Raw genomic sequence first — 18,647 nt, 5'->3', positions numbered from 1 at the left:
GAATGAGCGTATGACCCTCCACACCGAAATCGCCGCCGTCACCGATCGCGTGATCGAGCGCTCCAAGGCCAAGCGTCGCGCCTATCTCGCATTGCTCGATGCCGAGCGCGAATCGGGGAACGACCGGCCCAAGCTCGGCTGCGCCAACCTCGCCCATGCCTATGCCGGCACCGACGAGCAGCGCGACCAGCTCAAGGCCGGGCATTCGATGAACATCGGCATCGTCACCGCCTATAACGACATGCTCTCGGCCCATGCGGTCTATTACCGCTATCCCGAGCAGATGAAGGTCTGGGCGCACGAGGCCGGCGCCACCGCGCAGGTGGCGGGCGGCGTGCCGGCGATGTGCGACGGCGTCACCCAGGGCTATCAGGGCATGGAGCTGTCGCTGTTCAGCCGCGACACGATCGCGCTGTCCACCGCCGTCTCGCTCTCGCACCGCACCTTCGAGGGCGCAGCTTTGCTCGGCATCTGCGACAAGATCGTGCCCGGTCTGCTGATGGGCGCGCTGCGCTTCGGCCATCTGCCGATGGTGCTGATCCCCGGCGGCCCGATGCGCTCGGGCCTGGCCAACAAGGAGAAAGCGCGAATCCGCGAGCTCTATGCCGAGGGCAAGATCGGCCGCGACGAGCTGCTCGATGCCGAGATCGCGGCGTACCACTCGAAGGGCACCTGCACCTTCTACGGCACCGCCAATTCGAACCAGATGATGATGGAGGCGATGGGCCTGCACATGCCGGGCGCCGCCTTCGCCAATCCGGGCACCAAGCTGCGCCAGGAGCTGACCCGCGCCGCCGTGCACCGGCTGGCCGAGATCGGCTGGAACGGCGACGATTACCGCCCGATCGGCCATGTCGTGGACGAGAAGGCGATCGTGAACGCGGCGATCGTGCTGCTCGCGACCGGCGGCTCGACCAACCATTTGATCCACGTCCCGGCCTTTGCCCGGGCGGCGGGGATCACGATCGACTGGGACGATTTCGACCGGCTCTCGCGGATCGTGCCGCTGCTGGCGCGCGTCTATCCGAACGGTTCGGCGGACGTGAACGGCTTCGAGGATGCCGGCGGGCCGAGCTTCGTGATCCGCGAGCTGCTGAACGCCGGGCTGATGCACGGCGACACGCTGACCGTCGGCAAGGGCGGCATGGCGGACTATGGCCGCAAGCCCGAGATGGCCGGCGACGCGCTGGTCTGGACCGAGCATGGCGCGGCGAGCGGCGACGACACGATCCTGCGCACCGCCGCCGATCCCTTCTCCCCCGAGGGCGGATTCCGTATCCTCAAGGGCAATCTCGGCCGCGCCTGCATCAAGGTCTCGGCCGTGGAGCGCGAGCGCTGGACGATCGAGGCGCCGTGCCGCGTCTTCTCCGACCAGGCCGAGGTGCAGGCGGCGTTCAAGGCCGGCGAGTTGGAGCGCGACGTGATCGTCGTGGTCCGCTTCCAGGGCCCCAAGGCGAACGGCATGCCCGAGCTGCACAAGCTGACGCCGCCGCTGGGGGTCTTGCAGAATCGCGGCTTCAAGGTCGCGCTGGTCACCGATGGGCGCATGTCGGGCGCGAGCGGCAAGGTGCCGTGCGCGATCCATCTCAGCCCCGAGGCGCTGGGCGGCGGCCCGATCGCCAAGCTGCGCGACGGCGATGTGTTGCGGGTCTGCGCCGAGAGCGGCGAGCTGACCGCGCTGGTCGATGCGGCGGAATGGGAGGCGCGCGAGCATGTCGCCGCGCCGCCGCCCGCGATCGGCACCGGCCGCGAGCTGTTCGCGATGCTGCGCAACCATTGCGACGAAGCCGAGAAGGGCGCGTCGGCGATGCTGGCGGAAGCGGGGCTGTAAGCTGGCTTCCCCTCCCTGGAAGGGAGGGGATCGAGGGGTGGGTAGAGGCTTGGCGATATGGTGGGTGCGCCCCTGTGGTGCCCGTATCGCCCGGTCTCCACCCACCCCCAGCCCCTCCCTTGAAGGGAGGGGAGTTTTGACGTCGCCCTTTACTTCTGCGCCGCACATGGGAAGAAGGGCGCGGCCGGGTCTGGCAACGTTGACAGGCCCAGGCGGACGAGAGGATCAGGAGCCCGAATGGAAGTCGTCGCGGTCGATATCGGGGGCACGCATGCCCGCTTTGCCGTTGCCGAGGTAGCGGAGGGCCGCGTCGTCTCGATCAGCGAGCCGATGACCCAGAAGGTCGCCGAGCATCCCAGCCTGCAGCTCGCCTGGCAGGCTTATGGCGAGGAGCTCGGCCGGCCGCTGCCCAAGGCGGCGGCGCTGGCGGTGGCCTCGCCGGTGGGCGGCGAGATCATCAAGCTCACCAACAATCCCTGGATCATCCGCCCCGCCCTGATCCCCGACCGGCTGGGCGCCGATACCTGGACGGTGGTCAATGATTTCGAGGCGATCGGCCATGCCGTCGCCCAGATGGGCCCGGAGCATTTCCTCCATCTGTGCGGCCCGGACGAGACGCTTCCGGAAAAGGGCGCGATCACCGTATGCGGCCCCGGCACCGGCCTGGGCGTGGCGCAGGTGTTCCGCCACCGCGCCGGATACGACGTGATCGCCACCGAGGGCGGCCATAGCGACTTCGCCCCGCTGGACCCGATCGAGGACGCGCTCGTGAAGCGGCTGCGCAAGACCTATACCCGCGTCTCCAAGGAGCGCGTGGTCGCCGGCCCCGCGATCGTCTCGCTCTACGAGACGCTGGCCGAGCTCGAGGGCAAGCCGGTCCACCGGCTCGACGACAAGGCGATCTGGGCGCTGGCGCTGGAAGGCAAGGACGAAGTGGCAGTGGCCGCGCTCGACCGCTTCTGCCTCAGCCTGGGCGCGGTCGCGGGCGACCTCGCGCTATGCCATGGCCCCAAGGGCGTGGTCATCGCGGGCGGTCTGGGGTTGCGACTCAAGGACCATCTGTTGCAGTCGGGCTTCGGCCAGCGGTTCGTCGCCAAGGGCCGGTTCCAGGGCCTGATGTCTTCCATTCCGGTGAAGCTCATCACGCACCCGCAGCCGGGCCTGTACGGCGCCGCCGCGGCATTCGCGCAGGAGCACGCCCTTTGAATATCGAAGCCATCATGCAGACCGCGCCGGTGATCCCGGTGCTCGTGATCGAAGACGCCGCCACGGCCCGCCCGCTGGCGGAGGCGCTGGTGAAGGGCGGCCTGCGCGTGCTCGAGGTGACCTTGCGCACCGGCGCGGCGCTGGAGGCGATCGCCGAGATGAAGAAGGTCGAGGGCGCGATCGTCGGCGCGGGCACGGTGGTCAACACCGAGCAGTTCGAGCAGGTGATGAAGGCCGATGCCGAGTTCATCGTCTCGCCGGGCCTGACCGATCGGCTGGGCGACGCGATCACCCGCAGCGGCGTGCCGTACCTGCCGGGCGTCGCCAATGCCGGCGACATCATGCGCGGGCTCGACCTCGGCCTGACCCATTTCAAGTTCTTCCCGGCCGAGACCTCGGGCGGGCTCAAGGCGCTGAAGGCGCTCGCCGCGCCCTTCTACCAGTGCAAGTTCTGCCCGACCGGCGGGATTTCCGCGGCGACCGCGCCGGAATGGCTGGCGTTCGATCCGATCCTGTGCGTCGGCGGGTCGTGGGTGACGCCCAAGGGCGCGAGCTACGAGCAGGTCGAGGCGCTGGCGCGCGAGGCGGCTTCGCTGAGGCGGTAAACTAACCCGTCATCCCGGCGAAAGCCGGGATCTCGGGCGGCTCTATTCCCGAATGTCGTCGAACAGATCGCGCCATTCGGGATTGGAGCGCTCGATCAACTCGATCTTCCACTCGCGCTTCCATTCCTTGAGCATCTTCTCCCGACGGATCGCATCGTCGATCGTGTCGTGCGGCTCGGCGAGAACGAGAAGCTTGAGATTATACCTCGCGCAGAATTTTGAGCCTTTACCTTCGCGGTGCTGCTGGACGCGTTGCGCGAGGTTGGCGGCGACACCGACATAGGGAATCCCGCGCGGCTTGTTGGTCATGATGTAGGTCCAGCCGGCCACCGTGTCCTTCCATCGCCTGAGATCCCGGCTTTCGCCGGGATGACGGTATAGGCAAGTGTGGGACCGAATGTCCCATTCCCATCCCGCGCCACCCACCCCACATCGCCGTCATGGAAAAGACCGGCACGCCCTCCCCCCACGCCCTCGCCATGCGCGACGAGAAGCGGCGTGCGGCCGCGGAGATGGGGATCGACGATGCGTTCGTCTCGGAGCTGGTCGATCGCTTCTACGGGCGGATTCGGGCCGATCCGGTGCTCGGCCCGGTGTTCGCCGGGCGGATCCAGGACTGGGGCCCGCATCTCGACCAGATGAAGCGTTTCTGGCGCTCGGTGCTGTTCAGCAGCGGCGAGTATCTCGGGCGGCCGATGCCGATCCATCTCGGCATTCCGGGGCTCGACAAGCCGATGTTCGCGCGCTGGCTCGACCTGTTCGCCGCGACGCTGGCCGAGATCGGCGGTGGCGACGCCGCCGAGCATGTCCATGAGCGCGCCCGGATGATCGCCAACAGCTTCCTCAACGGGATCGCGGTCCACCATCATGGGAAGATGGGGCTGGGCCCCGGCGAAGGCTTCGCCTGAAGCCCTCGCCGGACCGGCGCGTCAGTTCTTACCCGCCTTCGCCTCCGGACGGGCCGGCGGGCTGCTCGAAGCCGCGGCGCGCAGCGCGTCGTCATACCAGGTCGAGAGGTCGCGGTGCATCTCGGGCATCGTGGCCGGGTTCAGATACACCATGTGCCCCGCGTCATAGTAAGTGAAGCGGATGTTCTTCTGGAGCTGCTGGTCGAGCAGCATGTGATTGACGTCGAACTCCGCCCCGTAGAACGGCGTGGCGAAATCATAATAGCCGTTGATGAACAGCACCTTCAGATAGGGATTGGTGCGCATCGTATAGGCGAGATCGACGGCGCTGTCGGGCGCCAGGTGCGTGCCGTCGCCCGGCGCGCGGTGCTTCCAGTCCCAGTCGAAGCCCGGGCCGCGCGCGGTCATGCGATAGGGCATGTCGGTCTTGTAGCCGAGCACGCGGGTCGCATAATCCTGGAACGTCGCGACAAAGGCGCCCGACACCGCGGTCGAGGCGGGATCGCCCTCGGGGCTGTCGGCATTGGCATCGGTGACGTTGAGCAGATAGCGCGAATCGAGCCGGCCCACTGCCAGGCGGCGATCGCGCAGCAGCTCGGTCTGGAAGCGCGGTAGCGTGAGGCGTAGGTCGGCGCGCAGGATATAGGCTTCGCCGATGCCGGTATATTCGGCCATCTTCTTCGCGACCGCCGCCTTTTCCTCGGGCGAGATCGTCGATCCCTTGGCCAGCGCCGCGGCATAGGCGCCGCTGGTGAAGCCGCGGACTTCGTCGAGGAAGGCGCGTAGGTCCGCCGGGCGGTTCTGCAGCCGGTTGTGATACCAGGCGGTCGCCGCCATGGTCGGGAACAGGGTGAGGTAATTCTGGTCGTAGCCCGGCTGGCGCACGCCATAGTTCATGATCGTCGAGAACTGGACCATGCCGTTCAGGCTGAGACCGGCGGCTTCGAGCTTGGCGGCGACCACCGGGTTGCGCAGCGTGCCATAGCTCTCGCCGAACAGGAATTTGGGCGAGGCCCAGCGGTTGAACTTGCTGGTGTAGCGCAGGATGGCCCTGGAAAAGCCGTCGGCGTCCTGGTCGACGCCCCAGAAGTCCTTGCCGGTCTTGTCGCCGAGCGGGCGCGACCAGCCGGCGCCGATCGCGTCGATGAACACCATGTCGGTCTTGTCGATCAGCGAATCGGGATTGGGCCCGAAGCCATAGGGCGCGGGGCGGATATATTCGGGATTGGCGGTGGTCACGCGCACCGGCGCGAAGCTGCCCATGTGCAGCCAGATCGTCGGCGAGCCGGGGCCGCCATTGTAGAAGAAGGTGACCGGGCGCGGCCCCTTCGCCCCGTCGCGGGTATAGGCGGTGTAGAAATAGGAGGCGGTCGGCTTGCCCTCGTCATCGCGGATGGTGAGCGTGCCGGCGGTGGCGGTGTAGGCGATGGCCTGCCCGCCCACCGTCACATTGCCATGGCTGACCGCGCTGGTTTCCTCCACCGGAGGACGCGCCCAGGCCGCCTCGGCCTCCGCCTTCATCTGCTCGCGATAATCCTGCTTCTTCGCCGGCTGCTCGGGCTTGTCCTGTGCCCAGGCCGGGGCGGCTGTGGCGAGCAAAAGGCTGGTCAGGACAAGGCGGCGCATGCAGTGATTCCCCCGGGGTTCGTGGCGATTGCGCAACAATGTTACATGCGAGGATGGGGGAGGCAAGCTAGGTTCCCAAACCCTCTCCCGCCTGCGGGAGAGAGTGGTCGAGCAAAGCGAGACCGGGTGAGGGTGTGAACGAGAGGCAGGCGTCACGCGGGCCGCCCTCACCCTCACCCTTCCGCCGACTGCGTCGGCTCCCTCCCTCTCCCGCAGGCGGGAGAGGGAAAACAGCTCACATCTCGCCGCGCGCCCGGCGGATGGCGTACCATTTCTGCACGTTGGCATTGTGCTGCTCGAGCGTGTCGGCGAACACATGGCCGCCAGTGCCGTCGGCGACGAAGTACAGCGCCGTGGCACTCGCCGGATCGAGCACCGCGTCGATGCTGGCGCGGCCCGGATTGGTGATCGGGCCGATCGGCAGGCCGGTCTTCTCATAGGTGTTGTACGCGTTCTTGGCGTGCACCTCGGAGTAGAGCGGACGGCGGCCGAGCGGCTTGCCCCTGGTGATCGGGTAGATGAAGGTCGGATCGGCCTGGAGCGGCATGTTCTGGCGCAGACGGTTCGAATAGACCGCGGCGACCATCTTGCGTTCCTCGGGCTTGCCCGTCTCCTTCTCGACGATCGCGGCGAGGTTCAGCGCATCGGTCGGACTGCTGACCGCGATGCCCGGCTTGCGGGCCTCCCAGGCCTTGGCGAGATAATTGGCCATCGCCTTCTGCATGCGATCGAGCACCGCCTGGCGAGTGTCGCCGCGATTATAGGCATAGCTGTCGGGCAGCACGCTGCCTTCGGCCGGGACCTGGATCTCGCCGCTGAGCTGCGGCGCCTTCATCAGCGTCTCATAGACCAGGATCGAGGGCGTGCCCTCGGGGATGGTCACGAAGCGCTGGAGGGTGCGGCCGCCCTGCATCATCTTGAGGATGTCGGACTGGCTGAGCCGCGCCGGCACGCGATATTCGCCCGCCTTGATCGGATCGCTGCTGCCCAGCACCTTCGCAAGGATCAGGAACTGGCGGGCCGAGCCGATCGCGCCGGCCTTTTCCAGTTCGGTGGCGGCACGCGACAGGCTGGAGCCTTCGGGAATCAGGACCGAGATGTTCTGCCGGGCAGGCCCCGCCCCGCCCCAGAGCTGGAGCACGCCCATGCCGAGCGCGACCAGCACCAGGATGGCGACGAGCAGCGCGCAACCGCCAAGCCGTCGTTTCCGGGGCTTGGCAGGTTTCTCGGCCGGTGCCGGGGTTGGCGTGTCGTCAGACAGCCTTCATCACCAGGCTGGCGTTGGTGCCGCCGAAGCCGAACGAGTTGTTCAGCACGGCCTTCACCTTGCGCTCCTTGGCCTTGTGCGGGACGAGATCGACACCCGCGCAATTCTCGCTCGGATTGTCGAGGTTGAGCGTCGGCGGGACGATCTGGTCGCGCAGCGCCAGGATGCAGAAGATGCTCTCCACCGCGCCGGCGCCGCCGAGCAGGTGGCCGATCGCCGACTTGGTGGAACTCATCGACAGGCCGCCGATGTCCTCGCCGAACAGGCGGCGGACCGCGCCGAGCTCGAGCTCGTCGCCGAGCGGGGTCGAGGTGCCGTGGGCGTTGATGTAATCGATGTCCGACAGGGCCAGGCCCGACTTCTTCACCGCCATCTGCATCGAGCGGAATGCGCCCGAGCCTTCCGGATGCGGCGCGGTGACGTGATAGGCATCGCCCGACAGGCCATAGCCGACCACTTCGCAATAGATCTTCGCGCCGCGCGCCTTGGCATGCTCATATTCCTCGAGCACCACCACGCCGGCACCTTCGCCCATGACGAAGCCGTCACGGTCCTGGTCCCAGGGGCGGCTGGCGCGCCACGGCTCGTCACGGAAGCCGGTCGACAGGGCGCGGGCCTGGCCGAAGCCGGCGATGCCGATCGGGCAGACCGTGCTCTCGGCGCCGCCGGCGAGCATGATGTCGGCATCGTCCATCGCGATCATCCGCGCGGCGTCGCCAATCGAGTGCGCGCCGGTCGAGCAGGCAGTGACCACGGCGTGATTCGGGCCCATCAGGCCATATTTGATGCTGACCTGGCCCGAGATCAGGTTGATCAAGCGGCCATGGACGAAGTGCGGCGAGACGCGCTTGGGGCCCTTTTCGGCGAGGACGAGCGATTCGCTCTCGATGCCCGGCAGGCCGCCGATGCCCGAGCCGATCGAGCAGCCGGCGCGGAAACGGGTCGCCTCGTCCATGTCGAGCAGGCCGGCATCCTCGATCGCCTGGCCCGCGGCATCGATGCCGTAGACGATGAACGGATCGACCTGGCGCTGGACCTTGTGGTCGACGCGCTTGCCCGGATCGAAGCCATATTCATGGTCCGGACCCTTCACTTCGCAGGCATAGTTGCTCTGGAAATCGGTCGCGTCGAAGCGCGTGATCGTGCCAGCGCCCGACTTTGCGGCGATGATGTTCTTCCAGGCGGTCTCGACATCCGCGCCCAGCGGGGTGACGAGGCCAAGGCCGGTGACAACTACACGGCGCATCCGATTTCTCCGTCAAACTTCAAAATATCGCGCATGAATACGGGCTAAATACCGGGTTTCATGGCCAAAACAAAACGGCTCCCCGCCCAACTCTTTTCGAGCCAAGGACGGGGAGCCGCTGGATTCTCAAGCTCGGCCCATAAGGGCGCGATCGCCTGAAGGGCGATCAGCCCGCCTGGTGCTCGGAGATGTAGGAGACCGCGTCGCCGACGGTGCTGATCTTCTCAGCCGCGTCGTCGGGGATCTCGACACCGAATTCTTCTTCGAACGCCATCACCAGCTCGACGATGTCGAGGCTGTCGGCGCCCAGGTCATCAATGAAGCTCGCCGTCGGCGAAACGTCGCCTGCATCGACACCGAGGTGATCGACGACAAGCGCAGTCACGCGGGTGGTGATCTCTTCCTGAGTGGCCATGGTCCCTGTTTTCCTTTGTAGCTAGGGGCTCAATATCGTTGGAACGCACCTAGATCGCACATGGTGCCGTTGCAAGAGGGTGCGCGCACCGACGCCGACGGTCAGGCTTCCGAAAATTGCCATGCCGCGTAGCGGACGGTGCTGAGAAAGAGGAAATATTTGTTGAGCAGCGCCGCGTTGGCGCGAGTCTGCTTCGCTTCGTCGGTGACCGAGGCGATCACCAGCTTCTGCATTTCCTCGGTGGTGAGCGGGCGGTTGCGGGCGTCCTCGGGCAGCGCGTCGAACTGCGACTCAAGCTCGCCGACGTCGAAGCCCTGCGCCGCGACGAAGGTCTCCGCGATCGGCTGGCCGAGCTTGGCGAGCGTGTAGACCCGCGCCGCCTCCAGCGCCGTTTCGGACCATTTATGCTCGTCCGAGCATTCCCGGGCGGCGACCGAGATGCCGCTGCCGACCGCCGGATCATAGGTGGGGCGCACGCCGGCGCCCTCCCCCATGTTGCGGGTGACGTCCTTGGAGATCTGCGCCTGGAGCGCGGGCTTGAGCTTGCCGATCACGCAATCGATCGTCGCGAGATCGGCGGCGTGGGCCGGCACCGAGACGACCAGGGTGGCGAGGGCTGCAATTCCGAAAAGACGCATAGACTTCAAACTCCAGCCCCCGGACCGGCTCACAGCATCGCCATGCCGCCGTTCACATGCAAGGTCTGGCCGGTGACATAGCCGGCTTCCTTGCTGGCGAGATAGACCACCGCCGCGCCGATATCCTCGCCGCTGCCAAGATCGCCGGCCGGGATGCGGGTGAGCAAGGCGGTCTTCTGCGCCTCGGGCAGCACGTCGGTCATCGCCGAGCGGATGAAGCCCGGGGCGACGCAGTTGACCGTGATGTTGCGGCTGGCGAGCTCCTGGGCGACCGCCTTGGACATGCCGACCAGCCCGGCCTTGGAGGCGGCATAATTGGCCTGGCCCGGGTTGCCGGTGGCGCCCACGACCGAGGTGACCGAGATGACCCGGCCGAAGCGCGCCTTCATCATCGGCTTGGCAGCGGCGCGAATCAGGCGGAAGGCGGCTTCCAGGTTCACCGTGATGACCTGGTCCCACTCCTCGTCCTTCATCCGCATGGTGAGGTTGTCGCGGGTGACGCCGGCATTGTTGACGAGGATGTCGAGCTTGCCGAGCGCTTCCACGGCCTGCGGCACGAGCGCATCGACCTGCGCGGCGTCGGACAGGTTGCAGGGCAGCGCGACATGGTCGCCGCCAAGCTCGGCGCGGAAGGCCTCGAGCTTCTCGGCGTTGCTGCCCGAAACGGCGAGCCGGGCCCCTTGCGCGGCCAGCGCCCTGGCGATCGCCGAGCCGATCCCGCCCGAAGCGCCGGTGACGAGTGCGGTCATGCCTGTGAGGTCGAACATGATTGGATTCCTTGATTTTGGTTCGCGCAACGACGCGACGGGGTTGTAGTTGTTGGCGAGCCGACGGACCCCTTCCATCAGCGTAGCGCCACCGAAATTGATAAGCAGCCCAAGGGGCTGCTTGGTAAGCCGAAGATAGGTCAGCAATTGTTTGGCATGCGCAGGATTCAGACGCTCGACCGACTTGATTTCAATCAGCAGCAGATCATCGACCAACAAATCGATGCGGAATGCGGCGTCGAACCGCAATCCTTCGAACTCGATGTCGATCGGCCGTTGTCGAGCGACACTGTAGCCAAGCGACGCAAGTTTCGCGGCGAGGATAGCTTCATATACGGACTCAAGCAGACCAGGCCCCAGATCCCGGTGCAATCGCACCGAAATATCCAGAACATCCTTGGCGATCTGCTCGACATCCCTCAAGCGCCAACCTCGTTGCGTCGTCGCGTCGTTGCGCGAACCAATATCTCCTTACAGCGATTTCACCAGCGCTTCGATGTCGTCCATCGTCACCACGCTGACCGGCGCCGCATCCGGGGTGATGCGCTTGACCATGCCCCCCAGCACCTTGCCGCCGAACTCGACATAGTCGGTCACCCCCGCCGCGAACATCGCCAGCACCGACTCACGCCAGCGGACCATGCCCGTCACCTGCTCGACGAGCAGCGCGCGGATCGTGTCCGGATCCGCCACGGGCGCGGCGGTGACGTTGGCGTAGACCGGGACCAGCGGCGCCTGCAGCGACACTGTTGCCAGCGCCTCGGCCATGGCATCGGCGGCGGGCTGCATCAGCGGGCAGTGGAAGGGTGCCGAGACGGGCAGGAGCAGCGCGCGCTTGGCGCCCATCTCCTTGGCGATCGGCAGCGCCCGCTCGATCGCCTCGCGATGGCCCGAGATCACCACCTGCGACGGATCATTGTCGTTGGCGACGGTGCAGACCTGGCCCTCGGCCGCAGCGTCGGCGATCGCCTGGGCCTTTTCGCGGTCGGCACCGAGGATCGCCGCCATCGCGCCGACGCCGACCGGCACCGCCGCCTGCATCGCGTCGCCGCGGATACGGAGCAGCTTCGCCGTGGTGGCGAGATCGAAGGCGCCAGCGGCACAGAGCGCGGTATATTCGCCAAGGCTGTGGCCGGCGACGAAATCGGCCTTGTCGGCCAGGCGGATGCCGCCTTCCTTTTCGAGCACGCGCAGCACCGCGATGGCATTGGCCATGATCGCCGGCTGGGCATTGGCGGTGAGGGTCAGTTCGTCCTCGGGACCTTCGCTCATCAGCTTGAACAGCTTCTGGCCCAGCGCATCGTCGACTTCCTGGAAGACTTCGCGGGCGGTGGCGCTGGCGTCTGCGAGTGCTTTGCCCATGCCGACGGCCTGGCTGCCCTGGCCGGGGAAGATGAAGGCGCGCATATGTCTCTCCTGGATAGCGGCTGCGTGCGATTGGGGCCGCGCGTTAGGCCTGCGCCCTCTCCGACGCAACCCTGCCCGACATGAACGCTGCGGACAGGATTGCGAAACATTGCGACCATTTCGCAACCCGCGGGACAAACCTCTGCGACACGGCACCCCCAGATTGAGATCAACGCCGGAGACAAGCCGGCGCCAACGAGAAAAGAGGAGTGCAGTCATGAAGAAGTTCATTCTCGCCGCCGTCGCCATGTCGATGGTCGGCACGCCGGTGCTCGCTGCCGCCCCGCAGCATCATGACCGCCGCCCGCCGGTGCAGAAAGTGGTGGTCAAGAAGAAGGTCGTCGTCGCCCCGAACTATCGCAGCTGGCACAAGGGCGATCGCTTCGACAGCCGCTATGCCCGCAACTATCGCCAGATCGACTATCGCCACTATCGTGGCCTGAAGGCCCCGCCGCGCGGCTATCGCTATGTCCAGTCGGGCAATGACGCGGTGCTGGTCGGCATCACCTCGGGCATCATCGCGGCGGTGATCGCAAACGCGATCCGGTAAGCAGAACGCCGAAAACCAGTCATGAAACGGCAGGGCCTTGCCCTGCCGTTTTACATGCGAGGCAAGAATCCGACTCCTCGTTTCGGCTCCGTTAGTGTTATGGTTAACGAGCGTCGACAGGGAGGAATGCAGGATGTTCAGGGCAACAGCCCTCACGGCCCTTGCCGCGGCCGTGTTGATGCCGTTCGCCGCGCTTGCCGCGGACCGCGAGGACGGCGGCCTCGCCCCCGATTTCGAAGGCCAGGTCGCCTATTTCGGCAATTACACCGGCAAGACCTCGGTCACCGCCGACCTGCGCCGCCGCGAGCAGACCCCCTGCCCCTATCCCGACCAGCGCTGCTACCAGCAGGTCGTCGGTGGCGGCGTGAAAGTGGTGCTGAGCTTCGACGGCGAGCATGTCACCGGCTTCTATTATTCGGTCGGCGGGTTCGAGGGGCCGAACGGCCTGCGCGAAGGCACGCTGATCGGGCGGCGCACCTCGGTCGGCTGCGAGCTCTACGAGGCGGACGGCACGATGTGGCAGGCGACGACCTGCGGCGCCAAGGGCTTCCAGGGCCAGATCGTCTCGGTGCGCGGCATCCCCAAGCAATCCGAAGTGACCTTCTCCACCGTCGGCATGTTCGTGCGCGACACCGGCTGGATCACCCGGCTGGGCGAGGAAGAGGCGAGGCGCGACCGGCGGATCAACTGGCTGACCCAGCGACTCGACGGGCCGGGCGCGCCGGAGAGCCGCTTCCGCGCCGCGATCGAGCTGGACAGTTTCTCGCGCAATTTCCGCGGCATCGACATGGGGCGGGTCTCCGAGCCGGTGCGCTCCGGCAAGCCGAAGAAGAACCGCGAATGGTATCTCGACAGCAGCTATACGCGACCGGACGGCAGCACCGGCAATGTCCGCGGCGTGGTCTACAATGACCGGATCCGCTGCATCCAGTGGGACGACGAGGGCTGCGGCCCGATCCACCCGCCGGCGGACTTCCCCAAGCCGCGCCTCGACGACGACGGCGGCTGGCTCTCGCGCAGCCCCGCCCCGATCGTCCCGAGCGACACGCGACCGGCACCGCGCCCGCGAGGGAATGGCGAGCGGTACTAAAGCGAAGGCGCATGAGAGCGGCCTGTCGGCTATCGCTCCGATTGCGGCCGTTCGCACGCTGTATCGAAGCTGCTAGGCTTGGAGCCTGACGGCCGACGGATTTCATATGAAAGAAGCTCTGAACGACAACGCGACAGCTTTCCGCACCTTCCTAATGGGGTATTGGAATCAAATGGCCGACGAGCTGTACTCCAGCTTCGAAGAGGCACTATCCGACTTCCGCGCTACCGAGGGCGATCGCCTCTACCAACGCCTTATCGGCGAGCTTGAGGCTCTCCACGCCGCCGGGCGCTTTCTGCCTGTCGCACGCGTTCAGTCCGCATATGATGATCCATTTTGGAAAGGGTATGGGCGGATTGTCGTGCTGGAGGACCTAGCGACAATTGGCATCGCGCCTAACGACAGCAACTAACCACCCATTCTCGGCCGTCTACCAATGTGGTGGCCGGCCCAAGGGCCGATCGCTGGCAAATGCCCCAATTGTGGGTGGTCGGCAGTGGTGGTATCTTTGCAATATGCGCAATCGATCTCGCGAGGCTATCTCTCTCGTCATTACCGGCGTCGTCACGATAACAGCGTTGGCGATCAAAGATTCCGCGATAGGCTGGGGGGTATCGCCGCTACTTTCGTGGGCTTTCGCGGCCTTAGCCTCGATCTTGATGGGGCTCACCATAGGGGTCTTGGGCAGTCATTACAGTCGGAAGCGGACCGGCAGCTAATCACCCATTGTCGGTCGCTCAGCCGGGCAGCCGCGCGCCCGGAGCGGACAGGCGGCCAACGCCCCAGTTGCGGACACTCAGTCGAGAAGCCATCATTGGGCCGTGAACGATTACCTCGATAGCCAAATGTTGCCGGTGGCCTGCCCTGGATGCGGGCAACCCGGACATGCCTTCTTTGGCCAGCCGGTAATTGGCGGTAAGTTGCGCTGGTATCGCTCCAGTTCGTGTCCCGCCTCGAGGAACTCCGAGGAGGATGGCGTCGGTTGGGGGCCACCTAACCTTCGAAACGAACTAATTACGGCCAAGGGCTCTTGGTCGGTCCGGATTGAGGAAGGCGAGAAAGCGAAGGTCATCTCGACAACAATACGGCTGCTTTCCGTACCGAGGCAGGATGCCGCTGGCCTACTTCAATCGTACCCGAGGCTGTTGATCGGCACCAAAGCTGAAGCTGACTGGCTGATCGAAGAGCTGGCCGCGGAAGGCATCAGGGCAAAGGCGACAACACAGGGTGCGAACGGCAACCACCACCCATAGTCAGCCGTTCGGAGGCGAGGCAGCCGCAGAAGCACGAGTGGATGCAGGATCAGCTACGAGAGCAATGGCAGGTCTGCCAAAATCTTGGGCGACGGCGTGTCGTTCGCCGGAACCTACCACCCAATATCGGCCACTCGGCTTCCCATGCCGCAAGCGGCCGTTTATGTGCCCGCCCCATCCTCTCCCGTCTTTGGGAGCGATTGCGGTTGCCAGCGGCGGCACTTCCCGCTAAGGGCGCGCCTTCGTTCGAAGTGGGGACGCGATTCCCGCTCGCGCGACCATTGAATACGAGACGACAGCCGGAGGGGCGCCACATGGGGTGGCGTCAGCGATCGGCCAACATGGAAGAGAATACATGGCTCTTTACGAGCACGTGTTCCTTGCGCGCCAGGATCTGGCCCAGGCGCAAGTGGACGCTCTGGCGGAAGCCGCCACCAAGATCGTCGAGGACAATAACGGCAAGGTCGTGAAGACCGAGACCTGGGGTCTTCGTTCGCTCGCCTATCGCATCGCCAAGAACCGCAAGGCGCACTACGTGATGCTCGAGATCGACGCGCCGGCCGGCGTGGTCGCCGAGCTGGAGCGCCAGACGCAGATCAACGAAGACGTGATCCGCTACATGACCGTCAAGGTCGACGAGCTGGAGCAGGGTCCGACCGTGATGATGCGCAAGGGCGAGCGTGAGCGCGGCCGCGGCCGTCGCGATCGTGATGAAGCTGGTGGCAACACCGGTTTCGGCGGCGGCGAATAAGGAGATATAGACCATGGCACGCCCGTTTTTCCGTCGCCGCAAGAGCTGCCCCTTCTCCGCGAAGGACGCTCCCCGGATCGACTACAAGGACGTCCGTCTGCTGCAGGGCTTCGTCTCTGAGCGCGGCAAGATCGTCCCGTCGCGCATCACCTCGGTGAGCGCCAAGAAGCAGCGCGAGCTGGCCCAGGCCATCAAGCGCGCCCGCCATCTGGGCCTGCTGCCCTACATCGTTAAGTAAGGGAGGCTCGACCCATGGAAGTCATTCTGCTTGAGCGCGTCGAGAAGCTCGGCGCCATCGGCGACGTGGTGAAGGTCAAGGACGGGTTCGCCCGCAACTTCCTTCTCCCGAACAAGAAGGCGCTTCGTTCGAACGCCGCGAACCGCAAGGTCTTCGAGGCCAACCGCGCGCGCATCGAGGCCGACAACGCCGCTCGCCGCACCGACGCGGAGAAGGAAGCCGGCACGTTCAACGACGTTTCGGTGACCCTGATCCGTCAGGCTTCGAACACCGGCCAGCTCTATGGTTCGGTCGCGGTGCGTGACCTGGTCGAGGCGCTCGTCGCCGACAACCACAAGGTCACCAAGTCGCAGGTCGTCCTCGACAAGCCGATCAAGGCGATCGGCGTGTACGAGGTCAAGGTCGCGCTGCACCCCGAGGTTTCGGTGACCGTCAAGGTCAACGTCGCCCGTTCGCCGGAAGAGGCGGACATGCAGGCGCAGGGCGTCGACGTGATGGCCGCGATGTTCGAGGAAGGCCGTGACACCGCGGGCTTCGTCGAGGCATACGACCCCAACGCCGAGCCGGGCGCGACCGCCGAGGTCCGCGAGGACGCTCCGGCCGCCGACGAAGGCGAGACCGCCGAGGGCTGATCCAGCCTCCGCACGGAAAAATGAAAGGGCCGCCCCGACATTTCGGAGCGGCCCTTTTCTTTGCGCGACCCGCTGGGGGTTTCAGTATTCCGATGTATCCGTAACCCGGCGCAAGTAATTTGGATCCATCCGCCGAACCCGGCGAGTCAAACGAATCGCGTTACGGACACGAAACACAGGCACCGATCACCGCGGCCAGCGGGATCAGGGCAAGGACAACTGGCAGAACCTTGTTCATCTCAACCCGAACCTTTGTTTGTCGCTCAGGGCATAAAACGAGCTCAGCCGAGCAAGGTTGCAGCGGGCGTTAATCTTTTGTTCGGGAAGCGTTCACCTCGATCTGGTCTATAGGGCCGCGATGCCGCCTTTCCTGCCCCTAGCCCTGGCGCTCGCCATGCCCACCCAGCCGGGCATCGAGGCCGCCGTGCTCGCCGAGATCAACTTCGCCCGCACCCGGCCGCGCGACTATGCCGAGCAGCTCCGCGCCTATCGCAAATTCTTCAAGGGCAAGATCGTCTGGTATCCCGGCAATCCCGACGGACTGCGCACCGAGGAAGGCGTGCGCGCCGTGGACGAGGCCATCCGCTTCCTCGAGCGCCAGGCGCCGCTGGAGCCGATCGCCCCCGCCGCCCTGCTCGCCCGCGCCGCGCGCGACCATGTCCGCGAGCAGGGGCCGAGCGGCGGCACCGGCCATTACTCGGCCGATGGCGCCAATCCGCGCGACCGGGTGCAGCGGCGCGGCGGCGGCAGCTATGTCGCCGAGGTGATCACCTATGGCCCGCCCAGCGCCGTCGAGGTCGTGCGCCAGTTGATCGTCGACGATGCGGTGCCCGGCCGTGGCCACCGCAAGACGCTTTTCGCCGCCGAGATGCGCTACGCCGGCGTAGCCTGCGGGCCGCATCGCGGCTACCGCGTGATGTGCGTCGCCGATCTGGGCCGCAAGGCCGACGGGCATCCCTGAGCCCCATACGGTTAACTCCCGAATATCCGCTTGCCTTCTCAGCCGGTTAAGCGTGTATCGCTACCGGTGAATCGACGGACGGGCGCGGGGCCCGGGCCGGCTCCGGGGGGAGCGTGTACGTGCGTATTGCCAAGGCCGCCCGTTGGACCGCTGCGCTTGGCGCGTGTGCGATGTTCCTCACGAATGCCGCCACCCATGCGGGCGAGCGCGCCAACGACGTCTCCCGCCTCGAGCGCGACGTGCTCACCGAGATCAACTATGCCCGCGAGCATCCGCAGGAATATGCCGAGATGCTGCGCGAATATCGCGAGTTCTTCGACGGCCGCGTGCTGTTCCTGCCGGGCGACCCGAACGGCGTGATCACCAATGAGGGCATTCCTGCCGTCGACGAGGCGATCGACTTTCTCGAGCGCCAGGCGCCGCTGCCGCCGTTGAGCCGCGCCGAATTGCTCGTGCTGGCGGCGCAGGACCATGCCGACGACCAGGGATCCTTCGGCGGGAGCGGCCACGTCTCGCGCGACGGGTCGAGCCCGGGCGACCGGGTGAAGCGGCGCGGCGGCGACATCTATGTCGGCGAGGGCATCTGGTACGGCAATGGCGATGCGGGCGCGGTGGTCCGCAGCCTGATCGTCGATGACGGGGTGCGCGGCCGCGGGCACCGCGCACTGCTGTTCCAGGCGGACTTCCGCTACGCCGGCGTCGGCTGCGGCGCGCATCGCCGCTTCGGCAATATCTGCGTGGTCGATTTCAGCGGCACCGCCGACGGCTCGCCGGTGCTGCCGGGCTGGGCCAAGGCGCGCGGCGGCCAAGTCTTCCGCATGCCGGCGACGACCAAGCGCTGAGGTGCCCCGCCAGAAGTCGCATTGCCAGATACCGCCATATCGGTGAGGATCGCGCCCGATGGGCTATGTCGTGCTGTTCCTCGCCGGGGCGTTGCTCTGCAACGCGATCCCGCACCTTGCCGCCGGCCTGCGCGGCGAGCCCTTCCCCACTCCCTTCACCCGCCCCCGCGGGGTGAGCCGCTCCTCGCCGCTGATGAACTTCTACTGGGGCTCCGCGAACCTGCTGATCGGCATCTCGGCGCTGCTCAGCTATTCGCTGCGCGATTATGGCGTGTGGCCGGTGATCGCGGGCTGGCTGGCGCTGGGGAGCTATATCGCGTGGTATTTCGGGAAGGTGCGGCGCTAATTGCCTTGAACGGATCCAGCAAAGGAACTGCGAGTGGTTGGAAAATTTCTCAAACGCAACGCGATCAT

The 18,647-nt window shown here is 66.1% G+C and carries 22 protein-coding genes and 1 pseudogene; 14 read left to right on the top strand and 9 right to left on the bottom strand.

Going from position 1 to position 18,647, the window contains the following annotated elements:
• Positions 1–10: 10 nt before the first annotated feature.
• The 3 genes from edd (at position 11) to eda (ending at position 3,642) form a co-directional block, all read left to right on the top strand.
• Positions 11–1,831, top strand: a complete 1,821-nt coding sequence (edd, locus tag ACEN8G_RS08045; RefSeq protein WP_413419059.1) for a phosphogluconate dehydratase — start codon at positions 11–13, stop codon at positions 1,829–1,831.
• Between the two features lie 237 nt (positions 1,832–2,068).
• Complete coding sequence (gene glk, locus ACEN8G_RS08040; RefSeq protein WP_413419349.1) at positions 2,069–3,037, top strand: glucokinase; 969 nt, start codon at positions 2,069–2,071, stop codon at positions 3,035–3,037.
• 14 nt (positions 3,038–3,051) lie between these two features.
• Positions 3,052–3,642, top strand: coding sequence for a bifunctional 4-hydroxy-2-oxoglutarate aldolase/2-dehydro-3-deoxy-phosphogluconate aldolase (eda, locus tag ACEN8G_RS08035; protein WP_413419352.1), 591 nt, complete (start codon positions 3,052–3,054; stop codon positions 3,640–3,642).
• Positions 3,643–3,684: 42 nt separating this feature from the next.
• Here the strand turns inward: eda and ACEN8G_RS08030 are convergent, their stop codons facing one another.
• On the bottom strand, positions 3,685–3,951 hold the full coding sequence (locus tag ACEN8G_RS08030; protein WP_413740795.1) for a GIY-YIG nuclease family protein: 267 nt from the start codon (positions 3,949–3,951) through the stop codon (positions 3,685–3,687).
• Between the two features lie 131 nt (positions 3,952–4,082).
• Here ACEN8G_RS08030 and ACEN8G_RS08025 point away from each other — a divergent pair, with 131 nt between their 5' ends.
• On the top strand, positions 4,083–4,550 hold the full coding sequence (locus ACEN8G_RS08025) for a group III truncated hemoglobin (protein WP_413740766.1): 468 nt from the start codon (positions 4,083–4,085) through the stop codon (positions 4,548–4,550).
• Positions 4,551–4,571: 21 nt separating this feature from the next.
• On the opposite strand, the gene ACEN8G_RS08020 is transcribed toward ACEN8G_RS08025, so the two are convergent.
• The 8 genes and pseudogenes from ACEN8G_RS08020 to fabD form a co-directional block, all read right to left on the bottom strand.
• Complete coding sequence (locus tag ACEN8G_RS08020; protein WP_413414488.1) at positions 4,572–6,176, bottom strand: S10 family peptidase; 1,605 nt, start codon at positions 6,174–6,176, stop codon at positions 4,572–4,574.
• 235 nt (positions 6,177–6,411) lie between these two features.
• Positions 6,412–7,323 carry an endolytic transglycosylase MltG gene (mltG, locus tag ACEN8G_RS08015; RefSeq protein WP_413414543.1) on the bottom strand — a complete coding sequence of 304 codons (912 nt, stop codon included), beginning with the start codon at positions 7,321–7,323 and terminating at the stop codon, positions 6,412–6,414.
• Between the two features lie 106 nt (positions 7,324–7,429).
• Complete coding sequence (gene fabF, locus ACEN8G_RS08010; RefSeq protein WP_413414489.1) at positions 7,430–8,689, bottom strand: beta-ketoacyl-ACP synthase II; 1,260 nt, start codon at positions 8,687–8,689, stop codon at positions 7,430–7,432.
• Between the two features lie 166 nt (positions 8,690–8,855).
• Positions 8,856–9,104: an acyl carrier protein gene (locus ACEN8G_RS08005; protein ID WP_086129474.1), complete on the bottom strand. Its 249-nt coding sequence runs from the start codon at positions 9,102–9,104 to the stop codon at positions 8,856–8,858.
• A 101-nt stretch (positions 9,105–9,205) separates the two neighbouring features.
• Positions 9,206–9,742 carry a hypothetical protein gene (locus ACEN8G_RS08000; RefSeq protein ID WP_413414490.1) on the bottom strand — a complete coding sequence of 179 codons (537 nt, stop codon included), beginning with the start codon at positions 9,740–9,742 and terminating at the stop codon, positions 9,206–9,208.
• 29 nt (positions 9,743–9,771) lie between these two features.
• Positions 9,772–10,509: a 3-oxoacyl-[acyl-carrier-protein] reductase gene (fabG, locus tag ACEN8G_RS07995; RefSeq protein WP_413414544.1), complete on the bottom strand. Its 738-nt coding sequence runs from the start codon at positions 10,507–10,509 to the stop codon at positions 9,772–9,774.
• Positions 10,510–10,581: 72 nt separating this feature from the next.
• Positions 10,582–10,932, bottom strand: a pseudogene (locus ACEN8G_RS07990) (GxxExxY protein); the annotation flags it as partial.
• A gap of 48 nt (positions 10,933–10,980) precedes the next feature.
• Positions 10,981–11,916 carry an ACP S-malonyltransferase gene (gene fabD / locus ACEN8G_RS07985; protein ID WP_413414491.1) on the bottom strand — a complete coding sequence of 312 codons (936 nt, stop codon included), beginning with the start codon at positions 11,914–11,916 and terminating at the stop codon, positions 10,981–10,983.
• Between the two features lie 217 nt (positions 11,917–12,133).
• Here fabD and ACEN8G_RS07980 point away from each other — a divergent pair, with 217 nt between their 5' ends.
• From ACEN8G_RS07980 to ACEN8G_RS07935, 10 genes are all read left to right on the top strand, one after another.
• Positions 12,134–12,466, top strand: coding sequence for an RcnB family protein (locus ACEN8G_RS07980; RefSeq protein ID WP_413414492.1), 333 nt, complete (start codon positions 12,134–12,136; stop codon positions 12,464–12,466).
• Between the two features lie 172 nt (positions 12,467–12,638).
• A complete protein-coding gene (locus tag ACEN8G_RS07975; protein ID WP_413414493.1) occupies positions 12,639–13,556 on the top strand; it encodes a hypothetical protein in 918 nt (305 codons plus the stop codon).
• Between the two features lie 106 nt (positions 13,557–13,662).
• The gene (locus ACEN8G_RS07970) at positions 13,663–13,968 is read left to right on the top strand and encodes a hypothetical protein (protein WP_413414494.1); all 306 of its coding nucleotides are present in this window, start codon (positions 13,663–13,665) and stop codon (positions 13,966–13,968) included.
• A 409-nt stretch (positions 13,969–14,377) separates the two neighbouring features.
• The gene (locus tag ACEN8G_RS07965; RefSeq protein ID WP_413414495.1) at positions 14,378–14,809 is read left to right on the top strand and encodes a hypothetical protein; all 432 of its coding nucleotides are present in this window, start codon (positions 14,378–14,380) and stop codon (positions 14,807–14,809) included.
• A 355-nt stretch (positions 14,810–15,164) separates the two neighbouring features.
• Positions 15,165–15,560: a 30S ribosomal protein S6 gene (gene rpsF, locus ACEN8G_RS07960; protein WP_183995187.1), complete on the top strand. Its 396-nt coding sequence runs from the start codon at positions 15,165–15,167 to the stop codon at positions 15,558–15,560.
• Positions 15,561–15,573: 13 nt separating this feature from the next.
• Positions 15,574–15,798 carry a 30S ribosomal protein S18 gene (rpsR, locus tag ACEN8G_RS07955; protein WP_010543816.1) on the top strand — a complete coding sequence of 75 codons (225 nt, stop codon included), beginning with the start codon at positions 15,574–15,576 and terminating at the stop codon, positions 15,796–15,798.
• Positions 15,799–15,812: 14 nt separating this feature from the next.
• The gene (gene rplI, locus ACEN8G_RS07950) at positions 15,813–16,430 is read left to right on the top strand and encodes a 50S ribosomal protein L9 (RefSeq protein ID WP_413414496.1); all 618 of its coding nucleotides are present in this window, start codon (positions 15,813–15,815) and stop codon (positions 16,428–16,430) included.
• A gap of 394 nt (positions 16,431–16,824) precedes the next feature.
• Entirely contained in the window at positions 16,825–17,391 is a 567-nt protein-coding gene (locus ACEN8G_RS07945) for a CAP domain-containing protein (RefSeq protein ID WP_413414497.1), read from the top strand.
• Positions 17,392–17,561: 170 nt separating this feature from the next.
• Positions 17,562–18,233 carry a CAP domain-containing protein gene (locus ACEN8G_RS07940; RefSeq protein ID WP_413414498.1) on the top strand — a complete coding sequence of 224 codons (672 nt, stop codon included), beginning with the start codon at positions 17,562–17,564 and terminating at the stop codon, positions 18,231–18,233.
• Positions 18,234–18,291: 58 nt separating this feature from the next.
• On the top strand, positions 18,292–18,579 hold the full coding sequence (locus tag ACEN8G_RS07935) for a hypothetical protein (RefSeq protein ID WP_413414499.1): 288 nt from the start codon (positions 18,292–18,294) through the stop codon (positions 18,577–18,579).
• Positions 18,580–18,647: the final 68 nt, after the last annotated feature.

The sequence above is a fragment of the Sphingomonas sp. Sphisp66 genome, assembly GCF_047324325.1.
Lineage (GTDB): Bacteria > Pseudomonadota > Alphaproteobacteria > Sphingomonadales > Sphingomonadaceae > Sphingomonas.
Note: the sequence above shows the minus strand (reverse complement) of the source record. Positions and strands in the feature narration are given on the sequence as shown.